The organism is Lelliottia sp. 489 (assembly GCF_050435885.1).
Classification (GTDB): domain Bacteria; phylum Pseudomonadota; class Gammaproteobacteria; order Enterobacterales; family Enterobacteriaceae; genus Enterobacter; species Enterobacter nimipressuralis.
The window spans coordinates 902,958-921,818 of sequence record NZ_JBNDLC010000001.1; the positions used below are offsets into that span (position 1 = coordinate 902,958).

Annotated in this window: 18 protein-coding genes and 1 pseudogene; 10 read left to right on the forward strand and 9 right to left on the reverse strand. The window is 54.9% G+C overall.

All coding sequences use genetic code 11. The annotated features are described in order from the left end of the window. Window positions 1-46: 46 nt before the first annotated feature. The gene (locus ABIE11_RS04580; RefSeq protein WP_429184059.1) at window positions 47-1,957 is read right to left on the reverse strand and encodes an ATP-dependent DNA helicase; all 1,911 of its coding nucleotides are present in this window, start codon (window positions 1,955-1,957) and stop codon (window positions 47-49) included. Between the two features lie 127 nt (window positions 1,958-2,084). Here ABIE11_RS04580 and ABIE11_RS04585 point away from each other — a divergent pair, with 127 nt between their 5' ends. Continuing rightward, window positions 2,085-2,429 (forward strand): RidA family protein, encoded by a 345-nt coding sequence (locus ABIE11_RS04585; RefSeq protein WP_107703380.1) that lies wholly within the window; start codon window positions 2,085-2,087, stop codon window positions 2,427-2,429. 5 nt (window positions 2,430-2,434) lie between these two features. Here the strand turns inward: ABIE11_RS04585 and ABIE11_RS04590 are convergent, their stop codons facing one another. After that, entirely contained in the window at window positions 2,435-2,620 is a 186-nt protein-coding gene (locus ABIE11_RS04590) for a YoaH family protein (RefSeq protein ID WP_100779827.1), read from the reverse strand. Between the two features lie 61 nt (window positions 2,621-2,681). Between ABIE11_RS04590 and pabB the strand changes: the two genes are divergently transcribed. The 4 genes from pabB (at window position 2,682) to ABIE11_RS04610 (ending at window position 7,958) form a co-directional block, all read left to right on the forward strand. Further along, window positions 2,682-4,040 (forward strand): aminodeoxychorismate synthase component 1, encoded by a 1,359-nt coding sequence (gene pabB / locus ABIE11_RS04595; RefSeq protein WP_429184060.1) that lies wholly within the window; start codon window positions 2,682-2,684, stop codon window positions 4,038-4,040. A gap of 3 nt (window positions 4,041-4,043) precedes the next feature. Then, a complete protein-coding gene (locus ABIE11_RS04600) occupies window positions 4,044-4,622 on the forward strand; it encodes a CoA pyrophosphatase (protein WP_429184061.1) in 579 nt (192 codons plus the stop codon). A 183-nt stretch (window positions 4,623-4,805) separates the two neighbouring features. Beyond that, the gene (gene sdaA / locus ABIE11_RS04605; protein ID WP_100779824.1) at window positions 4,806-6,170 is read left to right on the forward strand and encodes an L-serine ammonia-lyase; all 1,365 of its coding nucleotides are present in this window, start codon (window positions 4,806-4,808) and stop codon (window positions 6,168-6,170) included. A gap of 189 nt (window positions 6,171-6,359) precedes the next feature. Further along, complete coding sequence (locus ABIE11_RS04610) at window positions 6,360-7,958, forward strand: EAL domain-containing protein (RefSeq protein ID WP_102103959.1); 1,599 nt, start codon at window positions 6,360-6,362, stop codon at window positions 7,956-7,958. A gap of 6 nt (window positions 7,959-7,964) precedes the next feature. On the opposite strand, the gene yoaE is transcribed toward ABIE11_RS04610, so the two are convergent. Both yoaE and ABIE11_RS04620 read right to left on the reverse strand, forming a co-directional pair. Continuing rightward, window positions 7,965-9,524 carry a CNNM family cation transport protein YoaE gene (yoaE, locus tag ABIE11_RS04615; protein ID WP_100779822.1) on the reverse strand — a complete coding sequence of 520 codons (1,560 nt, stop codon included), beginning with the start codon at window positions 9,522-9,524 and terminating at the stop codon, window positions 7,965-7,967. After that, window positions 9,512-9,670: a protein YoaL gene (locus ABIE11_RS04620; RefSeq protein WP_371923348.1), complete on the reverse strand. Its 159-nt coding sequence runs from the start codon at window positions 9,668-9,670 to the stop codon at window positions 9,512-9,514. Before ABIE11_RS04620 ends, yoaE begins: the two co-directional genes overlap by 13 nt. A gap of 317 nt (window positions 9,671-9,987) precedes the next feature. Between ABIE11_RS04620 and manX the strand changes: the two genes are divergently transcribed. From manX to mntP, 5 genes are all read left to right on the forward strand, one after another. Further along, window positions 9,988-10,950, forward strand: coding sequence for a PTS mannose transporter subunit IIAB (gene manX, locus ABIE11_RS04625; RefSeq protein WP_102103961.1), 963 nt, complete (start codon window positions 9,988-9,990; stop codon window positions 10,948-10,950). 48 nt (window positions 10,951-10,998) lie between these two features. After that, window positions 10,999-11,799: a PTS mannose transporter subunit IIC gene (gene manY, locus ABIE11_RS04630; protein WP_022648448.1), complete on the forward strand. Its 801-nt coding sequence runs from the start codon at window positions 10,999-11,001 to the stop codon at window positions 11,797-11,799. Window positions 11,800-11,811: 12 nt separating this feature from the next. Next, window positions 11,812-12,663 carry a PTS mannose transporter subunit IID gene (locus ABIE11_RS04635; RefSeq protein WP_154125742.1) on the forward strand — a complete coding sequence of 284 codons (852 nt, stop codon included), beginning with the start codon at window positions 11,812-11,814 and terminating at the stop codon, window positions 12,661-12,663. Window positions 12,664-12,717: 54 nt separating this feature from the next. Continuing rightward, window positions 12,718-13,176 (forward strand): DUF986 family protein, encoded by a 459-nt coding sequence (locus tag ABIE11_RS04640; protein WP_429184062.1) that lies wholly within the window; start codon window positions 12,718-12,720, stop codon window positions 13,174-13,176. Window positions 13,177-13,578: 402 nt separating this feature from the next. Beyond that, complete coding sequence (mntP, locus tag ABIE11_RS04645; RefSeq protein WP_194513899.1) at window positions 13,579-14,145, forward strand: manganese efflux pump MntP; 567 nt, start codon at window positions 13,579-13,581, stop codon at window positions 14,143-14,145. On the opposite strand, the gene rlmA is transcribed toward mntP, so the two are convergent. From rlmA to ABIE11_RS04670, 5 genes and pseudogenes are all read right to left on the reverse strand, one after another. Next, window positions 14,142-14,957, reverse strand: a complete 816-nt coding sequence (gene rlmA / locus ABIE11_RS04650; RefSeq protein WP_429184063.1) for a 23S rRNA (guanine(745)-N(1))-methyltransferase — start codon at window positions 14,955-14,957, stop codon at window positions 14,142-14,144. The two genes, mntP and rlmA, sit on opposite strands and share 4 nt — an antisense overlap. A 66-nt stretch (window positions 14,958-15,023) precedes the next feature. Next, window positions 15,024-16,742, reverse strand: a complete 1,719-nt coding sequence (gene ftsI / locus ABIE11_RS04655) for a peptidoglycan glycosyltransferase FtsI (protein WP_181826491.1) — start codon at window positions 16,740-16,742, stop codon at window positions 15,024-15,026. Window positions 16,743-16,961: 219 nt separating this feature from the next. Continuing rightward, on the reverse strand, window positions 16,962-17,171 hold the full coding sequence (gene cspE, locus ABIE11_RS04660) for a transcription antiterminator/RNA stability regulator CspE (protein WP_001062678.1): 210 nt from the start codon (window positions 17,169-17,171) through the stop codon (window positions 16,962-16,964). Window positions 17,172-17,183: 12 nt separating this feature from the next. Then, a pseudogene (locus ABIE11_RS04665) lies at window positions 17,184-17,328 on the reverse strand (DUF2627 domain-containing protein). Window positions 17,329-17,849: 521 nt separating this feature from the next. Beyond that, a complete protein-coding gene (locus ABIE11_RS04670) occupies window positions 17,850-18,839 on the reverse strand; it encodes an MBL fold metallo-hydrolase (protein WP_429184064.1) in 990 nt (329 codons plus the stop codon). Window positions 18,840-18,861: the final 22 nt, after the last annotated feature.

Below are 18,861 nucleotides of genomic sequence, written 5' to 3' on the forward strand. Positions count from 1 at the left end.
TGGGTAGTCACAAAATGGCGCGCATCTTAGCACACTCCAGGGCAAATTACTCCGCCGTTGGGTTCGCCAGGAAACGCACCGCGCGATTAATGTCCCGCGTGCGCGGCGCGGGTGGCAGGCTGGCAAGGAATGTCGCGCCGTAAGGGCGCATCACCAGGCGATTGTCGCAGATCACCAGCACTCCGCGGTCGTCCGTATCACGGATCAGACGCCCGACGCCCTGCTTCAGGGTGATAACCGCATCCGGGAGCTGTACGTCGTCAAAAGGATCGCCCCCACGCAGGCGGCAGTCTTCCATGCGCGCTTTCAACAGCGGATCGTCCGGGGAGGTAAAGGGCAGTTTGTCGATAATCACCAGGGAGAGCGCATCCCCGCGCACGTCCACCCCTTCCCAGAAACTGCTGGTTGCCACCAGCAGCGCGTTACCGGCAGTCACAAACTGCTGCAACAGCTGGCCTTTACTGGTTTCCCCCTGCAACAGCACGGGTAAGGTCATGGTGGCGCGAAACTGTTCGGCCAGATCGCGCATCATGGCGTGGGAGGTGCACAGCATGAAGCAGCGGCCATTGTTGGCCTCGATCATCGGTTTGAGCATTGCCGCAAGGTGTTTCGCCGCGCCCGGCTGGTTCGGCAGCGGTAAGTTGCGCGGCACGCAGAGAAGCGCCTGGGTTTCGTAATCGAACGGGCTGGGCAGCAGCAGTGAATCTGACTCTTCAATCCCCAGTCGCTCGGTGAAATGATGCAGATCGTCGTTCACGGAGAGCGTCGCGGAGGTAAATATCCAGCTTCCCGGTTTCTGCGCCATCACCTCTTTGAATTTATCGGCCACGGTCAGCGGCGTGAGCGCCAGGGTGAACTGGCGCGCGGTGCATTCATACCAGTAGCTAAAGCCGGGCTGGTTGATCTCTTTGAGACGTTTCAGGCGCGTGCGGTACAGCGTGGCGCGCTCAAAAGCGGCGTCGAGCAAGGCGCTGCGCCCGAGAGACAGTTTCGCCACGTCATAACACAGCTCCAGCGCATCATCGAGCAGCAGCAGCGCGCGCTGGATATTGCTGTCGGCTAACAGTTCGCGCAGATTCCCGCGATAGCCGGGTTCGCCCAGCTGCATACGAAAATCCTGCGCGCTTTGCGCCAGCCGGTCAGCGCATTTCTGCAGCTGCTGGGTGTCGCGCAGTTCGGTGCGATAGGCAATGGTGAAATCTTTGGCGAGATCCTGGAGCTGACGGCTGGAGAGCGACTGACCAAAATACTGGCTGGCAATATCCGGCAGTTGATGGGCTTCATCGAAGATCATCACTTCCGCTTCCGGAATCAACTCACCAAAACCGCCGTCCTTAACCACCATATCCGCCAGGAACAGATGGTGGTTCACCACCACCACGTCGGCATCCATCGCGGTTTTACGCGCTTTGACGACAAAACAATCTTTATACAGCGGGCAGTCGCTGCCGAGGCAGTTGTCGTTGGTGCTGGTCACCAGCGGCCACGCCTGAGAATCTTCGGTGACGCTGGCGCAGGTGCTGATATCCCCGTCGATGGTTTGATTCGCCCAGGCGCGGAGGATGATCACATCGCTCAGGGTCTGAACCGGCAAATCGCCGCCAGCCAGCGCCTGCTGTTCGAGACGCTCCAGACAGAGATAGTTTGAGCGCCCTTTCAGCAGTGCCAGGCGGCCTTTATAGTTCAGGGCTTTTGCCACCGTCGGCAGGTCGCGACTGTAGAGCTGATCCTGCAACGCTTTCGAGCCGGTTGAGATGATCACTTTCTTTTTCGCGCGCAGCGCAGGGGCAAGATAGGCGTAAGTTTTGCCCGTCCCGGTGCCTGCCTCGACCACCAGCGACTGGGTATTTTTGATGGCGCGGGTGACCGCTTCCGCCATATGTCGTTGCGGCTCGCGCGGTTTAAAACCGGGAATCGCCTGCGCTAACTGACCGTCTGCTGAAAAATCGTCTGCCACGTTGCTCTCTCACTGTATTTTTGCACAGGGATTATGTCAGCCCGCCCTCTCCTGTGCCAGTCGAAATAGACGTTGACGGAACATTATGGCAGTCTTGCGGCCTGAAACCATTTATGAGGAAAGGTTTATGACAATTGTGCGCATTGATGCGGAAGCCCGCTGGTCTGACGTTGTGATTCACAATCAGACGCTCTACTACACGGGTGTCCCCGAAAACCTGGACGCTGATGCGTTCGAGCAAACGGCCAATACGCTGGCGCAAATTGACGCGGTTCTGGAAAAACAGGGCAGCGATAAATCACGCATTCTGGATGCGACCATTTTCCTGGCGAATAAAGACGACTTTGCCGCGATGAATAAAGCCTGGGATGCGTGGGTAGTAGCGGGTCACGCGCCTGTACGCTGTACGGTACAGGCCACGCTGATGAAGCCGCAGTATAAAGTTGAAATCAAGATAATCGCGGCGGTATAAGACGATTATTCGTCGTCTTCGTCATCCTCGAAACGCGCCACAATCCGATCGCCGGTATGGGTGGCGCGAATTTCCTGGGCTACGGTCGTAATCGCTTGTCCGCTGCTCATTCCCTGGGACATCAGTTCCTGAATACGCTCGACGGCTTTTTGCTGCTGTTCATGACTGAGGGAAGGTAAACCTGCAAACATTATCAACTCCTGCTAAATTATCTGCGCTAATAAATTCACGCTGCCCGGTAGTATGCCACACATGAACCCGTTACCCCCTACTGTCATTTCATTACCCTGGCGTCATGACGCCGCCGAATTCTGGTTTGCGCGCTTAAGCCATCTCCCGTGGGCGATGCTGCTGCACTCCGGGCATGCCGATCACCCTTACAGCCGCTTTGATATTCTGGTCGCCGATCCGCTCACCACCCTGACGACCCGCGGTGATTCCACGCAGATATCGTCAAGTGACGTTGTCACATCCACTGACGATCCGCTCGCCCTGCTTGAGCGCGAACTGAACGCCCTACCGTTCAGCGCTGCAACGGATCCTGATCTGCCTTTCCAGGGGGGAGCGCTGGGGCTGTTTGGCTATGACCTGGGCCGCCGATTTGAAACGCTGCCAGAGCACGCGCAGAAGGATATTACGCTGCCGGATATGGCCGTTGGGCTGTACGATTGGGCGGTGATTGTTGATCACCATAAACAACGGGTTTCACTGCTCAGCCACAGCGACGCTGACGCGCGGCTGGCGTGGCTCGACACGCAGCAGCCCGTTCCGGCCATCGATTTTACGCTCACCTCCGCGTGGCGTTCCAATATGAGCGCGGATGAGTACGCGCAGAAGTTTGCGCAGGTGCAGGCGTATCTGCACAGCGGTGACTGCTATCAGGTGAATCTCGCCCAGCGTTTTCAGGCGACTTACGCGGGCGATGAGTGGCAGGCGTTTACGCGCCTGAACGCCAGTAATCGCGCGCCGTTCAGCGCCTTCCTGCGTCTGGAACAGGGCGCAGTCCTGAGCCTCTCACCGGAGCGTTTTATTCATCTCGCCGATGGCACTATCCAGACGCGCCCGATTAAAGGCACCCTGCCGCGCCTCACGGACCCTGACGCCGATCGGCTGCAGGCGGAGAAACTCGCTGCCTCGCCAAAAGATCGCGCCGAGAATCTGATGATTGTCGATCTGATGCGTAATGATATTGGTCGCGTCGCGGAGCCGGGCAGCGTGCGCGTTCCCGAGCTGTTCGTGGTGGAGCCATTTCCGGCGGTGCATCATCTGGTGAGCACGATTACCGCGCGTCTCCCGGCAAGCCGTTCTGCCTGCGATCTCCTACGTGCGGCGTTTCCTGGCGGGTCGATCACCGGCGCGCCGAAAGTGCGCGCCATGCAGATCATTGACGAACTGGAACCGCAACGCCGTAACGCCTGGTGCGGCAGCATTGGCTATCTGAGCCGGTGTGGCACGATGGATACCAGCATAACCATCCGCACCCTGACCGCCAGCGACGGGCAGCTCTACTGTTCGGCAGGCGGCGGGATTGTGGCCGACAGCCAGGCAAACGCGGAATATCAGGAAACGTTTGATAAAGTGAACCGCATCCTGCATCAACTGGAGAGCTAACATTTGGATACCCACGATCTGACCCTGGATGATTTTCTGTCGCGCTTTCAGCTTTTGCGCCCGCAGGTGAATCGTGATGCGCTGAACAGCCGCCAGGCCGCGGTGTTAATCCCGGTGGTACGCCGCGAGCAGCCAGGATTGTTGCTGACCAAACGCTCGTCGCATTTACGTAAGCACGCAGGTCAGGTGGCGTTTCCCGGGGGGGCAGTCGATGCCTCCGATGCCTCACTGATTGCCGCTGCCCTGCGCGAAGCCCAGGAAGAGGTGGCGATCCCGCCAGAATCCGTTGAGGTGATTGGCGTGTTACCGCCGGTGGACAGCGTGACCGGCTTTCAGGTAACGCCGGTCGTCGGGATTATCCCGCCCAATCTGCGCTATCACGCCAGCGAAGATGAAGTGGCGGCGGTGTTCGAAATGCCGCTGGCGGAAGCCCTTCGACTGAGCCGATATCATCCGCTGGATATTCAACGGCGTGGACACGATCACCGAGTGTGGCTGTCGTGGTATCAGCATTATTTTGTCTGGGGCATGACGGCGGGCATTATTCGTGAGCTGGCACTGCAAATCGGCCTGAAGCCTTGACTATACTTTACATTCTGAATTTTTCTTCGGGTTTGCGAGGGGCGTCGCACCATTAGCAAAACAGGGGTTATTCATTAGTTTAATTCATGTGAATAGTTCAGCCGACCTGTAACTTCCCTCTTACACTATGCGCAGTTATAACATCGTTACTGGAACCCCGGTAACCCTGTCAGGAGTAAGAAAGTGATTAGTATATTCGACATGTTCAAAGTGGGGATTGGCCCGTCTTCTTCCCACACTGTAGGGCCGATGAAGGCCGGTAAACAGTTCGTCGATGATCTGGTCGAAAAAGGATTACTGGAAAGCACTACCCGTGTAGCCGTTGACGTTTACGGTTCACTCTCTTTAACGGGTAAGGGCCACCACACCGATATCGCCATTATTATGGGTCTGGCAGGTAACATGCCGGACACCGTGGATATTGACGCCATTCCGGCGTTTATCCGTGACACTGAAACACGCGGTCGCCTGCTGCTGGCTAACGGCAAGCATGAAGTGGATTTCCCCCACGACGACGGCATGCGTTTTCGCAGTGATAACCTGTCACTGCACGAAAACGGCATGCAGATCCACGCCTTTAACGGCGACAAAGTGATCTACAGCAAAACCTATTACTCCATCGGCGGCGGTTTTATCGTCGACGAAGAGCACTTTGGCAAAGACACGGCGGGCGACGTTAACGTCCCTTATCCGTTTAAGTCTGCGCAGGAAATGCTCGACTACTGCAAACAGACCGGCCTGTCGCTCTCCGGCATGGTGATGCAAAACGAACTGGCGCTGCACAGCAAAAAAGAGATCGAAGACTATTTTGCTAACGTGTGGCAGACCATGCAGGCCTGTATCGACCGTGGGATCAACACCGAGGGCGTTCTGCCTGGGCCACTGCGCGTACCGCGTCGTGCCTCTGCCCTGCGCCGTATGCTGGTGACGACTGATAAATTCTCCAACGACCCGATGAACGTGGTCGACTGGGTGAATATGTTTGCGCTGGCGGTGAACGAAGAGAACGCCGCCGGTGGCCGCGTGGTGACGGCACCCACTAACGGCGCATGCGGTATCGTTCCGGCGGTGCTGGCCTATTACGATCACTTTATCGAGCCGGTGACGCCTGACATTTACATCCGCTATTTCCTCGCAGCGGGTGCCGTGGGCGCATTGTACAAAATGAATGCGTCTATCTCCGGTGCTGAAGTGGGCTGTCAGGGTGAAGTGGGCGTAGCCTGTTCCATGGCGGCGGCGGGCCTGTCTGAACTGCTGGGTGCCAGCCCGGAACAGGTTTGCGTGGCAGCGGAAATCGGGATGGAACATAACCTTGGTCTGACGTGCGACCCGGTCGCAGGCCAGGTGCAGGTACCGTGCATCGAGCGTAACGCCATCGCCTCCGTGAAAGCGATCAACGCCTCGCGTATGGCCATGCGCCGCACCAGCGAGCCGCGTGTGTCGCTGGATAAGGTCATCGAGACCATGTACGAAACCGGCAAAGACATGAACGCCAAATACCGTGAAACCTCTCGCGGCGGCCTGGCGATCAAGGTGCAGTGCGACTAACCAGTTCGACTGTCCCCTGAATACGTCACGCCGCAGGACGTTTAAAACGGCGTGAAGTATGACGGGGATATGCCCATCTGCAACGGATGGGCGAATTTTCTCCGCTGTCTCGTCACCTTAACATTTCCCCACTACACTTTCTGTGTTGCCCCGGCGCCTGGTGCTGGCGGCTTATCGAGCGTCCTTTTCATGCAAACTGCGCAAAGGATCATTAAAAGCTATCGCCGAAACCGCATTATTGTCTGTGTGCTGGTGGCGCTTTTTACGCTCTTTTTGACCCTGAGCTTTCGGTTTATTTCACAGCGTAATGTAAATCAGGACCGTATTCACGCCTTTGCAAACCACTCTGTGAATGCACTGGACAGTATCCTTATTCCCCTTGAGAGTGGCCGCGAAAAACTGCAATCCCTGGTGGGTGCCCCCTGCGTTGATATCCATCTGTCGTTACGAAAACAGGCTGCAACTCTGCAAACCGTGCGCTCTATTGGGTTGATCAAAGACGGGATCCTCTACTGCTCCAGTATTTTTGGTATCCGCGACGTGCCGATCCGTCAGATACAACCGGCATTACCCTCAAGCCAGCCGCAGCTGGTGCTGTCGACGGATAAATCGCTGCTGAAAGGCAGCCCGATTTTAATCCAGTGGTATCCAGTCTCTGACAGCGGCGAAGACGGCGTGATGCAGGTTGTGAATATCGAGCTTATCACCCGCATGATGCTTGAGCCGCAGCCTCCGCTGATCACTGACGTGAGCTTAAGCGCGGGCAATAAATTTCTTCGCTACGGTCAGAATGTTACCGACACGCTCACCTATACCGATGACGCGATGATCCTGCGTCAGTCTTCGGCCCATTTCCCCTTCACCATTACCGTCAGCGGGCCTGGCGCGAGCCAACTGGCGCTGAAAAATCTGCCCTCCCAGCTCCCACTGGCGGTGCTGTTGAGCCTGCTGCTGGGCTATATCGCCTGGCTTGCCACCGCCAGTCGCATGAGCTTCACATGGGAGCTTAATCTCGGCCTGGCTGCACGCGAGTTCGAGCTGTTTTGCCAGCCGTTACTCAATGCCCGCACGCAGAAATGCGTCGGCGTGGAGATCTTGCTGCGCTGGAATAACCCCCGTCAGGGGTGGATCTCCCCGGATGTTTTTATTCCGCTGGCGGAGGAACACAATCTGATTGTTCCTCTGACGCGCTATGTGATCGCAGAAACCGTCCGTCAGATTGGCTATTTTCCCGCTAATAAAGGCTTTCATATCGGGATTAACGTGGCGGCCAGCCATTTTCGCAACGGGATGCTGTTACAGGATTTGAACCGCTACTGGTTCAGCGCGCATCCCAAACAACAGCTGATTGTTGAACTCACCGAGCGGGATGCCCTGCTGGATATGGATTATCGCATTGTGCGGGAGCTGCATCGCAAAGAGGTCAAACTGGCGATTGATGATTTTGGCACCGGCAGCAGTTCGCTCTCCTGGCTGGAGAAACTGCGCCCTGACGTGCTGAAAATCGATAAGTCTTTCACCACGGCGCTCGGGACAGATGCGGTGAATTCGACGGTGACGGATATGATTATCGCCCTGGGCCAGCGGCTGAATCTTGAACTGGTGGCGGAAGGGGTGGAGACGCAGGAGCAGGCGCGCTATTTGCGCGATCACGGCGTGACGATTTTGCAGGGATTTTTGTATGCGCGGCCGATGCCGCTGAAAGATTTTCCGCGGTGGCTGGCGGAAAGCTCGCCTCCACCAGCACCGCGGAATGGGCATATCGTTCCGATTATGCCCTTACGCTGAGCCTGATTACTCTTCTTCGTCGTGGGCGGACTGCTCTTTAACAATACGCACCAGGTCTACGCGATAATCATTTGCCTGCATGATGGTGATTTGCAGCGGCGGCAGCTCAATGATATCGCCAACGCGCGGGATCTGGCCGTTCACGGCAATCACTAATCCGGCAACGGTCGCGATATCTTCTTCATCGTTGATGACGTTATCGAGACCCAGCGTGTGCTGCAGAGCGTGCAGATCGGTTGTCCCTTTGACCAGCCAGCCGTCGCCATCCGCCACGATTTCTGGCGTTTCATCGGCGTCCGGGAATTCACCGGCAATGGCTTCCAGCACGTCCAGCGGCGTGACAAGGCCTTGTACTACGCCAAATTCGTTAGTGACAATCACAAAGCTACCGCGCGCACGACGCAGCACGCCCAGCAGGTTGATCGGGTCCAGCGTCTCCGGAACCACAATCGCCGGTGAGGCCGCCGCAATCGCTTCGACGTTAACGCCCTCTTCCAGCGCCACCAGCAACTCTTTGGCACGCACGACACCGATGATTTCATCCAGCTCACCGCGACACACCGGGAACAGGCTGTGCGGCGAGGAGAGCAGCTGCTGGCGGATTTCATCGACGCTCAGGTTGGCATCGACCCAGCTGATTTCACCGCGTGGCGTCATAATGCCGCGCAATGAGCGGGAGGCCAGTGACAGCACGCCGTTAATCATGTAGCGCTCTTCTTCAACGAACGCCCCTTCCGGAACCGGCACCGGGTTATGGTTCGCGTTTTCCGGCTGGACGGTCGTCTGGCGGCGACCGCCCATCAGACGCAGGATGGCGTCAGCGGTACGGGCGCGCAGCGGCTGATTTGACTGCTGCTTAATGAAGTTGCGACGCGCAATCTGGTTAAACAGTTCGATAATGATCGAGAAGCCAATCGCGGCGTACAGGTAGCCTTTCGGAATATGGAAGCCGAAACCTTCTGCGACCAGGCTCAGACCAATCATCAGCAGGAAGCTAAGACACAGCACCACCACCGTTGGATGTTCGTTCACAAAGCGAGTCAGTGGCTTCGAGGCCAACAGCATCACGGCCATCGCAATAACAACCGCAGCCATCATCACCGGCAGGTGGTTCACCATACCGACGGCGGTAATTACCGCGTCCAGGGAGAACACGGCATCGAGCACCACGATCTGTGCGACAACAACCCAGAAACTCGCATAGCCTTTACCGTGCCCATCGTCGTGCTGGCGGTTCTCCAGCCGTTCATGCAACTCAGTGGTGGCCTTGAACAGCAGGAATAGCCCCCCCACCAGCATGATCAAATCACGACCGGAGAAGGTGAAATCCCAGACGGTAAACAGCGGTTTGGTCAGGGTAACCATCCACGAAATAACGGACAGCAGCGCAAGACGCATGATCAGCGCCAGCGAAAGACCGATTAAACGCGCTTTGTCGCGCTGTTTAGGTGGCAGCTTATCCGCAAGGATGGCGATAAACACCAGGTTGTCGATACCAAGAACAATCTCGAGAACAACCAGCGTGAGTAATCCCACCCAGATTGACGGGTCCATTAAGAATTCCATGACAAGCTCCTGCTAAAGGAATGACAAAACGGCGCCCCGGAAAGCGTGGGCGAAATGGCGGTAGACATGTTCAACGAGTGGCGAGGATCGCCGGCGTGCGAGGCGCAAAATGGCCTGGAAGATGACTGACGTCGGTGACGGTCCATACAGTGGGCTGTAGCCCTATACTCCTGGTTATTAAACGGAGGCTAAACATATCAGAGACAATGGCTTTTTAGCAAAGATTTACTTTCCTTTGCAAAGATCTGTAACAGAGTCGATTTTCATTTGGGATAAATCTCCTCTGTGAAGCTAAATTACGGATCTTCATCACATAAATTATTTTTTCACTATCTAAAATAATTCACGGAAGTCTTCGTTAATTTAACTCTAACCCTTTATCTGAATCGATTCGGTACGCTGGGGAAGATTCTCAGTACATCTGCCTGGCAGATGTATTCATGATAATAAAAGGAGGTAGCAAGTGACCATTGCTATTGTGATAGGCACACATGGTTGGGCTGCAGAGCAGTTACTCAAAACCGCAGAAATGCTGTTGGGTGAGCAGGAAAACGTTGGCTGGATCGATTTCGTCCCTGGCGAAAACGCTGAAACGCTGATTGAAAAATACACTGCTCAGCTGGAGAAACTGGATACCAGCAAAGGCGTGCTGTTTCTCGTTGATACATGGGGTGGCAGTCCGTTTAACGCCGCCAGCCGCATTGTCGTCGATAAAGAGCATCATGAAGTTGTCGCTGGCGTAAACATCCCGATGCTGGTGGAAACGCTGATGGCCCGCGATGATAACCCGAGCTTTGACGAACTGGTCGCTCTGGCAGTCGAAACCGGTCGCGAAGGCGTGAAAGCGCTGAAAGCACAACCGGTTGAGAAACCGGCTCCGGTCGCAGCGGCAGTGAAAGCAGCGGTCCCGACAAAACCGATGGGCGCGAACGATTACATGGTGATCGGGCTTGCGCGTATCGATGACCGTTTAATCCACGGCCAGGTGGCAACACGCTGGACCAAAGAGACCAACGTGAAACGCATTATCGTCGTCAGCGACGAAGTGGCTGCCGATCACGTGCGTAAAACCCTTCTCACCCAGGTTGCTCCTCCGGGCGTTACCGCACACGTCGTGGACGTCGCCAAGATGATCCGCGTGTATAACAACCCGAAATATGCGGGCGAGCGTGTGATGCTCCTGTTCACCAACCCGACAGACGTCGAGCGCATTGTTGAAGGCGGCGTGAAGATCACCTCCGTCAACATTGGCGGTATGGCGTTCCGTCAGGGCAAAACGCAGGTGAATAACGCGATTTCAGTCGATGAAAAAGATATCGAAGCCTTCAATAAGCTGAATGCACGCGGTATTGAGCTGGAAGCCCGTAAGGTTTCCACGGATCAGAAACTGAAAATGATGGATTTGATCGGCAAAGTTGGGAAATAACCCAGGCGCTGATTTTTCACATAAAGCTTATGTTATAGGAGAAGTACAATGGAGATTACCACTCTTCAGATTGTGCTGGTGTTCATCGTCGCGTGTATTGCGGGTATGGAATCCGTACTTGATGAATTTCAGTTCCACCGCCCTCTGGTGGCCTGTACGTTGATTGGCGCCGTTCTTGGCGATATGAAAACCGGTATTATCATCGGTGGTACGCTGGAAATGATCGCCCTGGGCTGGATGAACATCGGTGCGGCGGTTGCACCTGATGCCGCGCTGGCATCTATCATCTCAACGGTTCTGGTTATTGCCGGTCACCAAAGCATCGGTGCCGGTATCGCACTGGCTATCCCACTGGCAGCAGCAGGCCAGGTTCTGACCATCATCGTTCGTACTATCACCGTGGCCTTCCAGCATGCGGCGGATAAGGCGGCCGATAATGGCAACCTGACGGCCCTCTCGTGGATCCACGTTTCCTCTCTGTTCCTGCAGGCCATGCGTATTGCTATCCCGGCGGTTATCGTGGCGATCTCTGTAGGTACCAGCGAAGTCCAGAGCATGCTGAACGCGATTCCAGAAGTCGTGACCGGCGGTCTGAACATCGCGGGTGGCATGATCGTGGTAGTCGGTTACGCGATGGTCATCAACATGATGCGCGCAGGCTACCTGATGCCGTTCTTCTACCTCGGCTTTGTTACTGCGGCGTTCACTAACTTCAACCTAGTTGCTCTGGGTGTGATTGGTGCGGTGATGGCGATTCTGTACATCCAGCTGAGCCCGAAATATAACCGCGTCGCGGGTGCACCAGCGCAGGCTGCTGGTAACAACGATCTCGATAACGAACTGGACTAGCAGGTGAGCGAAATGGTTGATATGACAAAAACTACCACTGAGAAAAAACTCACTCCGGGTGATATTCGTGGCGTATTCCTGCGTTCTAACCTGTTCCAGGGGTCATGGAACTTCGAACGTATGCAGGCGCTGGGCTTCTGCTTCTCCATGGTACCGGCCATCAAACGCCTGTATCCGGAAAATAACGAAGCGCGTCGCCAGGCGATTAAACGTCACCTGGAATTCTTTAACACCCATCCTTACGTTGCAGCTCCGGTTCTGGGCGTGACGCTGGCAATGGAAGAGCAGCGTGCAAACGGCGCAGAGATTGACGATGGTGCCATTAACGGTATCAAAGTCGGTTTGATGGGGCCGCTGGCAGGCGTGGGCGACCCAATCTTCTGGGGTACCGTGCGTCCGGTCTTCGCAGCACTCGGCGCGGGCATCGCGATGAGCGGCAGCCTGCTCGGTCCACTGCTGTTCTTCATTCTGTTTAACGCCGTTCGTCTGGCTACCCGTTACTACGGCGTCGCTTACGGCTATCGCAAAGGTGTCGATATCGTTTCTGATATGGGCGGCGGCTTCCTGCAAAAACTGACCGAGGGGGCGTCAATTCTCGGCCTGTTTGTCATGGGGGCACTGGTTAACAAGTGGACGCACGTTAACATCCCGCTTGTCGTCTCGACCATTACCGGTCAGGACGGACAAACGCGTGTGACTACCGTGCAGACCATCCTTGACCAGTTGATGCCGGGCCTGGTGCCGCTGCTGCTGACCTTCGCCTGTATGTGGCTGCTGCGTAAGAAAGTGAACGCCCTGTGGATTATCGTTGGCTTCTTCGTCATCGGTATCGTGGGCTACGCTATCGGCCTGTTGGGTCTGTAAGTTTTTGCTTTATCCGCCGGGGGCTTGCCCCCGGTTTTTTATTCTGGAGGACGAATGACGGTTACGGACATCGTACTGGTTCTGTTTATTGTTGCCCTTCTGGCATACGCCATTTACGACGAATTCATCATGCCGCGCCGCCACGGCGAGACACTGCTTGCCATCCCTCTTCTGCGTCGCGGTCGGGTTGATGCGTTTATCTTCGCCGGTCTGCTCGCCATTCTGATTTACAACAATGCGATGAGCCACGGTGCTTTATTAACCACATGGTTATTATGTGCGCTGGCATTAATGGCGATTTATCTCTTCTGGATCAGAGTGCCAAAGATCCTCTTCAAAAATCATGGCTTTTTCTTCGCCAATGTATGGATAGAATATAACCGTATTAAAGAGATGAATTTATCCGAGGACGGCGTACTGGTAATGCAATTAGAACAGCGACGATTACTCATTCGGGTGAAAAATATTGATGACCTTGAGAAAATATACAAACTAATGGTTAAAACTCAATAGGTTATCATTATAGCAATGGCTATATATTGTCTCCGACTCACCCGAACAATATATAGCCACAGCTATATTCCCTTCAGAATTAACTTATATTCCTTAACGTTATTCTCACCAATAAATCTAAATGAAAATCGTTATCAATTGGTTAATAGAATAATACCTTCCTGTTGTTGTTTTATATTCTCAAAATATGTTAAGGTTGCGCCGTCGTTGGGGAGTAGCCGATTTCCCGTCCCTGGGAAATGTACGTGTCAACATACTCGTTGAAAGACGTGGTGCGTACGGATCGCTTTCTGCACAGTCAGTTCATGTGCACTGAGATCAGGCGAGACCATTGAGACATCAACTGCTGTTTACTGGGGGCAGTGATGTGTCATATGGATATCCCCGGTCTGGACGCTTTAAATGAATATCTCTGCAACGATCCTTCTCGCTTTCGGCATGTCCATGGACGCTTTCGCTGCTTCCATCGGTAAAGGTGCCACACTCCACAAACCTAAATTCTCAGAAGCCCTTCGTACAGGTCTTATCTTTGGCGCTATCGAAACCCTCACCCCGTTGATCGGCTGGGCACTTGGCATGCTCGCCAGTCAGTTTGTGCTGGAATGGAACCACTGGATTGCCTTTATTCTGCTGGCGTTCCTCGGCGGGCGAATGGTTATCGAAGGCTGTCGCGGTAATGCCGATGAAGATGACGCGCCGATCCATCGCCACGGCTTCTGGCTGCTGGTCACCACCGCGATCGCCACCAGTCTGGATGCGATGGCGGTCGGTGTCGGTCTGGCATTCTTGCAGGTCAATATTATCGCCACGGCGCTGGCTATCGGCTGCGCGACGTTGATTATGTCGACGCTGGGAATGATGGTCGGGCGATTTATCGGCCCGCTGTTAGGTAAGCGAGCCGAAATTCTGGGCGGTATTGTTTTAATCGGGATTGGCGGTCAGATTCTCTGGTCGCACTTCTACGGTTAACTCTCGCGCTGCCAGCAATGAAGACCAAAATCTGTCTGGCAGCGGAACACGTCTTGTTTTCCTAAGGTTTCCCACACTTCCGGTTTAGCCCGCCACGCAAATGGCGTCATCTGTAACAGCGCCACTGCCTCTTCACCCGTCAGGCTCATTTCATAGCCCAATGACTGCGCCTGGCGCAGCGTAAAACCGCTAAGCTGTTCAGAATGCGGCGCATGCAGGCGAACCTCATCGTAAATCAGCCCTTTCATTTCCATCAGGTGTTTCGGCCCTGGCGTTACCGTGATGACCCATCCGCCCGGTTTAACCACTCGCGCCAGCTCTTCTGCCTTGCACGGGGCGTAAATACGGATTATAGCGTCCTGGCTGGCATCTTCAAACGGCAGACGATGGCTGGAGGCGACGCAGAAAGTGACCTGCGGATAGCGCTTCGCCGCCGCACGGATCGCTGATTTCGACACATCCAGGCCGACTGTTTGCGCGCCTTTTTCGCTGGCTACCTGGGCAAATGCCGCCGTGTAGTAGCCTTCTCCGCAGCCAATATCGAGCACAGAAGTGGCGTTCTGCTCAAGCAATGTGGTGAGCCACTCAGCGACAGCATCGCGCAGCGGCTGATAATGCCCGGCGTCGAGAAACGCGCGGCGCGCCTGCATCATCTCAGCGGAATCACCCGGATCGCGGGAGCGTTTGTGCTGAACGGGCAGCAAATTCACATACCCTTCTTTCGCCTTGTCAAACCGGTGCCCCTGCGGACAGGTATAGCTATTTTCGTCGTGCGTCAGCAGCGCGTGGCATAAGGGACAACTGAATGACATGGTAACTCCAGACAATATCAAAGGGCGAAAGTGTACCGCTATTCGCCCTGGTATAAAACGCCTGGCTTAACGCATCACGATAAGATGGTTCGAATCAGGCGGTAAACCGTCCGGCTCAACGTTCTCAATGCGCAAAACATCTCCCATAATCTGGCTGAATACCGGTGCAGAGACCGCCCCGCCGTAATAACTGCCGTTTTGCGGATCGTTAATCACCACAGCCAGGGCAAACATCGGATGACTGGCTGGCGCCACGCCTGCCGTGTAAGCGACATATTTGTCGACATACTTTCCGTCATCACCAATCTTTTTCGCGGTACCTGTTTTTATGGCCACCCGATAATCGCGTACCGCCGCTTTAATTCCGCCACCGCCCGGCAGCGCGACGCTCTCCATCATATGTTCCACCTGATGCACAATCTCTTCCGGCATCACCTGGTGCCCCATAACCGGTGGATCGATTCGCGTGATCGACAGCGGCCGCTCCAGGCCATAGCTGCCGATAGTGGCATACACATGCGCCAGCTGCAGCGGCGTGACCATCAGACCATAGCCAAACGCGAAGGTGGCACGATCGAGCTGACTCCAAAATTTACGTTGCGGTAACAGGCCGCTGCTCTCCCCGGTCAGCCCCAGTCCGGTAGACGTCCCAAAACCGAAGCCCTGATAGGTATCCAGCAGATGCTGAATTGGCATCGCCAGTGACAGGCGGGAGACGCCCGTATCGCTCGATTTTTGCAGGATGCCGGTGAGGGACAGCTCCGGATAGTAGCCGACGTCGCGAATGCGGTGGCCGTCGAGCGTATAGGGATGGGTATCAATCACGCTGTCGGGCTGGACGAGGCCCTGCTGGAGCGCGGTCATCAAAACCAGCGGTTTGACGGTTGAGCCAGGTTCGAAGGTGTCGCTGATCGCCCGATTACGGAAATCATTCAGCGTGGCCCCTTCCCTGTTATTCGGATTGAAATCCGGGAAACTCGCCATTGAGAGAATTTCCCCGGTTTGTACGTTGATCAGCACCGCCGCGCCCGACTCAGCTTTGTTCCACGCGACGGCGTTGTCCAGCGCGTCTTCGGTGATGGTCTGGAGTCGCTCGTCGATGCTCAGCTGGATATTGTGCGCAGGAACCGGCGAGACCTCCGTCAGATTCTCGATCACGTGACCGTAGCGATCTTCCCTCACCCGCCGCACGCCAGGTTTACCGGTCAGCTGCGCGTTGAAACTCTTTTCTACGCCTTCAATCCCCTGCCCGTCGATGTTAGTGAATCCGAGCAAATTGGCCGCCACATGCCCGGCGGGATAAAAACGGCGCGATTCGTCGCGCAGATTGATCCCCGGCAGGTTGAGCTTATCGATCCACTGCGCCTGAGAAGGGTCAACCTGACGGGCAAGGTAAATAAAGCGCCCCTGAGGGGTGCTGTTGATCCGCGCAGCCAGGCTGCTCAGCGAAATATGCAGCGCACTGGCAAGCGCCTGCCAGCGGTCATCAAAGCCGACGCCGCCTTTCGCAAGAACCGTTTTCGGATCGGCCCAGACTGCCTGTACCGGCACACTCACCGCCAGCGGACGGCCTTCGCGATCGGTGATCATCCCACGCGGGGCGTTAATCGCCACTTCGCGCAGAGATCGCATATCTTCCTGTTTTACCAGGTTGTCAGGCTTGATGATTTGCAGCCATGCGACGCGGCCCAGCAGAAAGGCAAGACTACCTAGAATGGCGATACACAGCAGGACAAAACGCGCCGGGGTGAAGTTTCCGGCAGGATCAGAGGTTTTCTTTTTCACCCGGACTCCAGGTCAGATTAACAACGCCCTGATTTAACGGGAAAAACGTGACATTAGGTGCGAAAACAATGCTTCTAATCTCGCAGCTTTGCAACAAACTACGAACAGAAGCGAACGGGGTAACATTTTGAAAAAAGAGGATTAAAAAAGCCCCGCATACGCGAGGCTTGATGTCTGAGTGTGAGGCGCCGTAGCGCTTCTAAGTCAGCAGGGATTCGATCAGATAGCGGTTACGTTAACAGCAGCCGGACCTTTCTGGCCGTCCTGAATTTCGAACTCAACGTTCTGGCCTTCAGCCAGAGTTTTGAAGCCGTTACCCTGGATTGCAGAGAAGTGTACGAACACATCTTTGCTGCCGTCAGCAGGAGTAATGAAACCAAAACCTTTAGACTCGTTGAACCACTTAACTTGACCTTTAATCTTTGCCATTTGCAAAATTCCTTAGATTGTTTTCTTAGCCCGCAGGCATTGACATAGATAAAACTGAGACATTACTGCTTGAGGCACTAATATAAGGTTCGGCAGAGAAGCGGTATTCAACGACAACGTGTTTACTCAGGACTTCTTTACTGAAAATGCCACACATAAACAGAACTGTACCTCGTTTGACCCAAAACGTGTTATTACATACAACGATAATTATGGCAAGCCATTTTTAAACGTGTCTAGATCCGCCGCACAAACTCCGATCTCAGCCTGCGACATTATGCATAACTGCTTGCGCGCACTGCCGCCGCCAGACCAAAGCGAACCGCAAGACAGGCGCCAGCGTAGCGCCTGTAATCTAAAGCAATTTTACCTTAGCTCAATCTTTGATATAGATCCAGCCAGCGCCGAAAGTTTAATGAATGCAATGATTGAGTTAGAACAATTTGCGAAAAGTTATGCTGAAATCAACGTAAGGGTTTGAGTTTTACACTGAAATAAACCGGCTATAAATTGTGCGGCTTCATCATATATGTCGGAGATGACAGTTTGGTGTATTGCACCAAAATAATGAAACGTCTTTCATCCTGGTGCAAAAGAAAGCAAGAAAAACGTTTCGATGGAAATACATCTGAGGGACAGGGTTGGAATAGAGAATATATTCAGCGAGGCGGTATTAGATCACAGGGATAAATATTGACCAATTTTCAATATTCTAAACTTGTCGTTAATCCCCGCTTCATTTTCCAGCGCCTGAGTAAGCTCCAGCACCGGCTCGTCGAGGGACTCGTCGGCCAGCTCGAACACACCCCAGTGAATCGGAAATGCGAGCGGCATTCCCATTTGCTGCCAGAGCTTGATGGCAGATTGCGGATCCATATGGTGGGCCGACATGAACCAGCGTGGTGCATACGCCCCGGCGGGCAGTGCAGCGGCGGTAATCTGCCCCAAGCGCTGCGGGATGGCGAGCAGCTCTGGTGTATAACCCGTATCACCGCTAAACCAAAAACGCTGATCTGCCCCTTCAAATACCCAGCCGCACCACAATGAGCGATTTCTGTCCCAGAAAGTGCGCATACTCCAGTGCTGGGCCGGAACGGCGGTCAGCGTAATCCCCTGAAACACAGCGCTCTGCCACCAGTCCAGCTCAAGAATATTTTTAGCACCGCGACGACGAAACCAGTCGCCGAGGCCCAGCGGCACAAATACAGTGAGTTCAGGGAAACGCCGCAACAGGTGGCGGACAGTAGCGGAATCGAGATGATCGTAATGGTTGTGGGAAATCACCAACGCATCAATGTGTGGAAGCGTGTCGACGGTTAAAACCGGGGGTGTCTTGCGTTGCGGTCCAAGAAAAGGGAGCGGCGAGGCGCGTCGGGAAAAAACAGGATCGGTCAGCAAATATTGCCCGCTTAAACGCAGCAGCACACTGGCATGTCCCAGCCACCAGACGCCATCTTCTGGCCGGTCGTTCAGTTCGGCAGGCTGCCACCACTGGCGGATAAATTCGTCATAACCCGGCGTGGGCGGTTTGGGTAATCCCGCCGCTTTGCGCTCCTTGCGCCACCGTTCAACGTCACCGGGCTGATGGCCAGTAAAGTCGAGGTTGCGAAACCCATCGGGAGCATGATGTTTCAGGGAGGGGTTATACCAGGGATTTTTCCAGACCACAGCCACCTCCCCCGCTCATCCG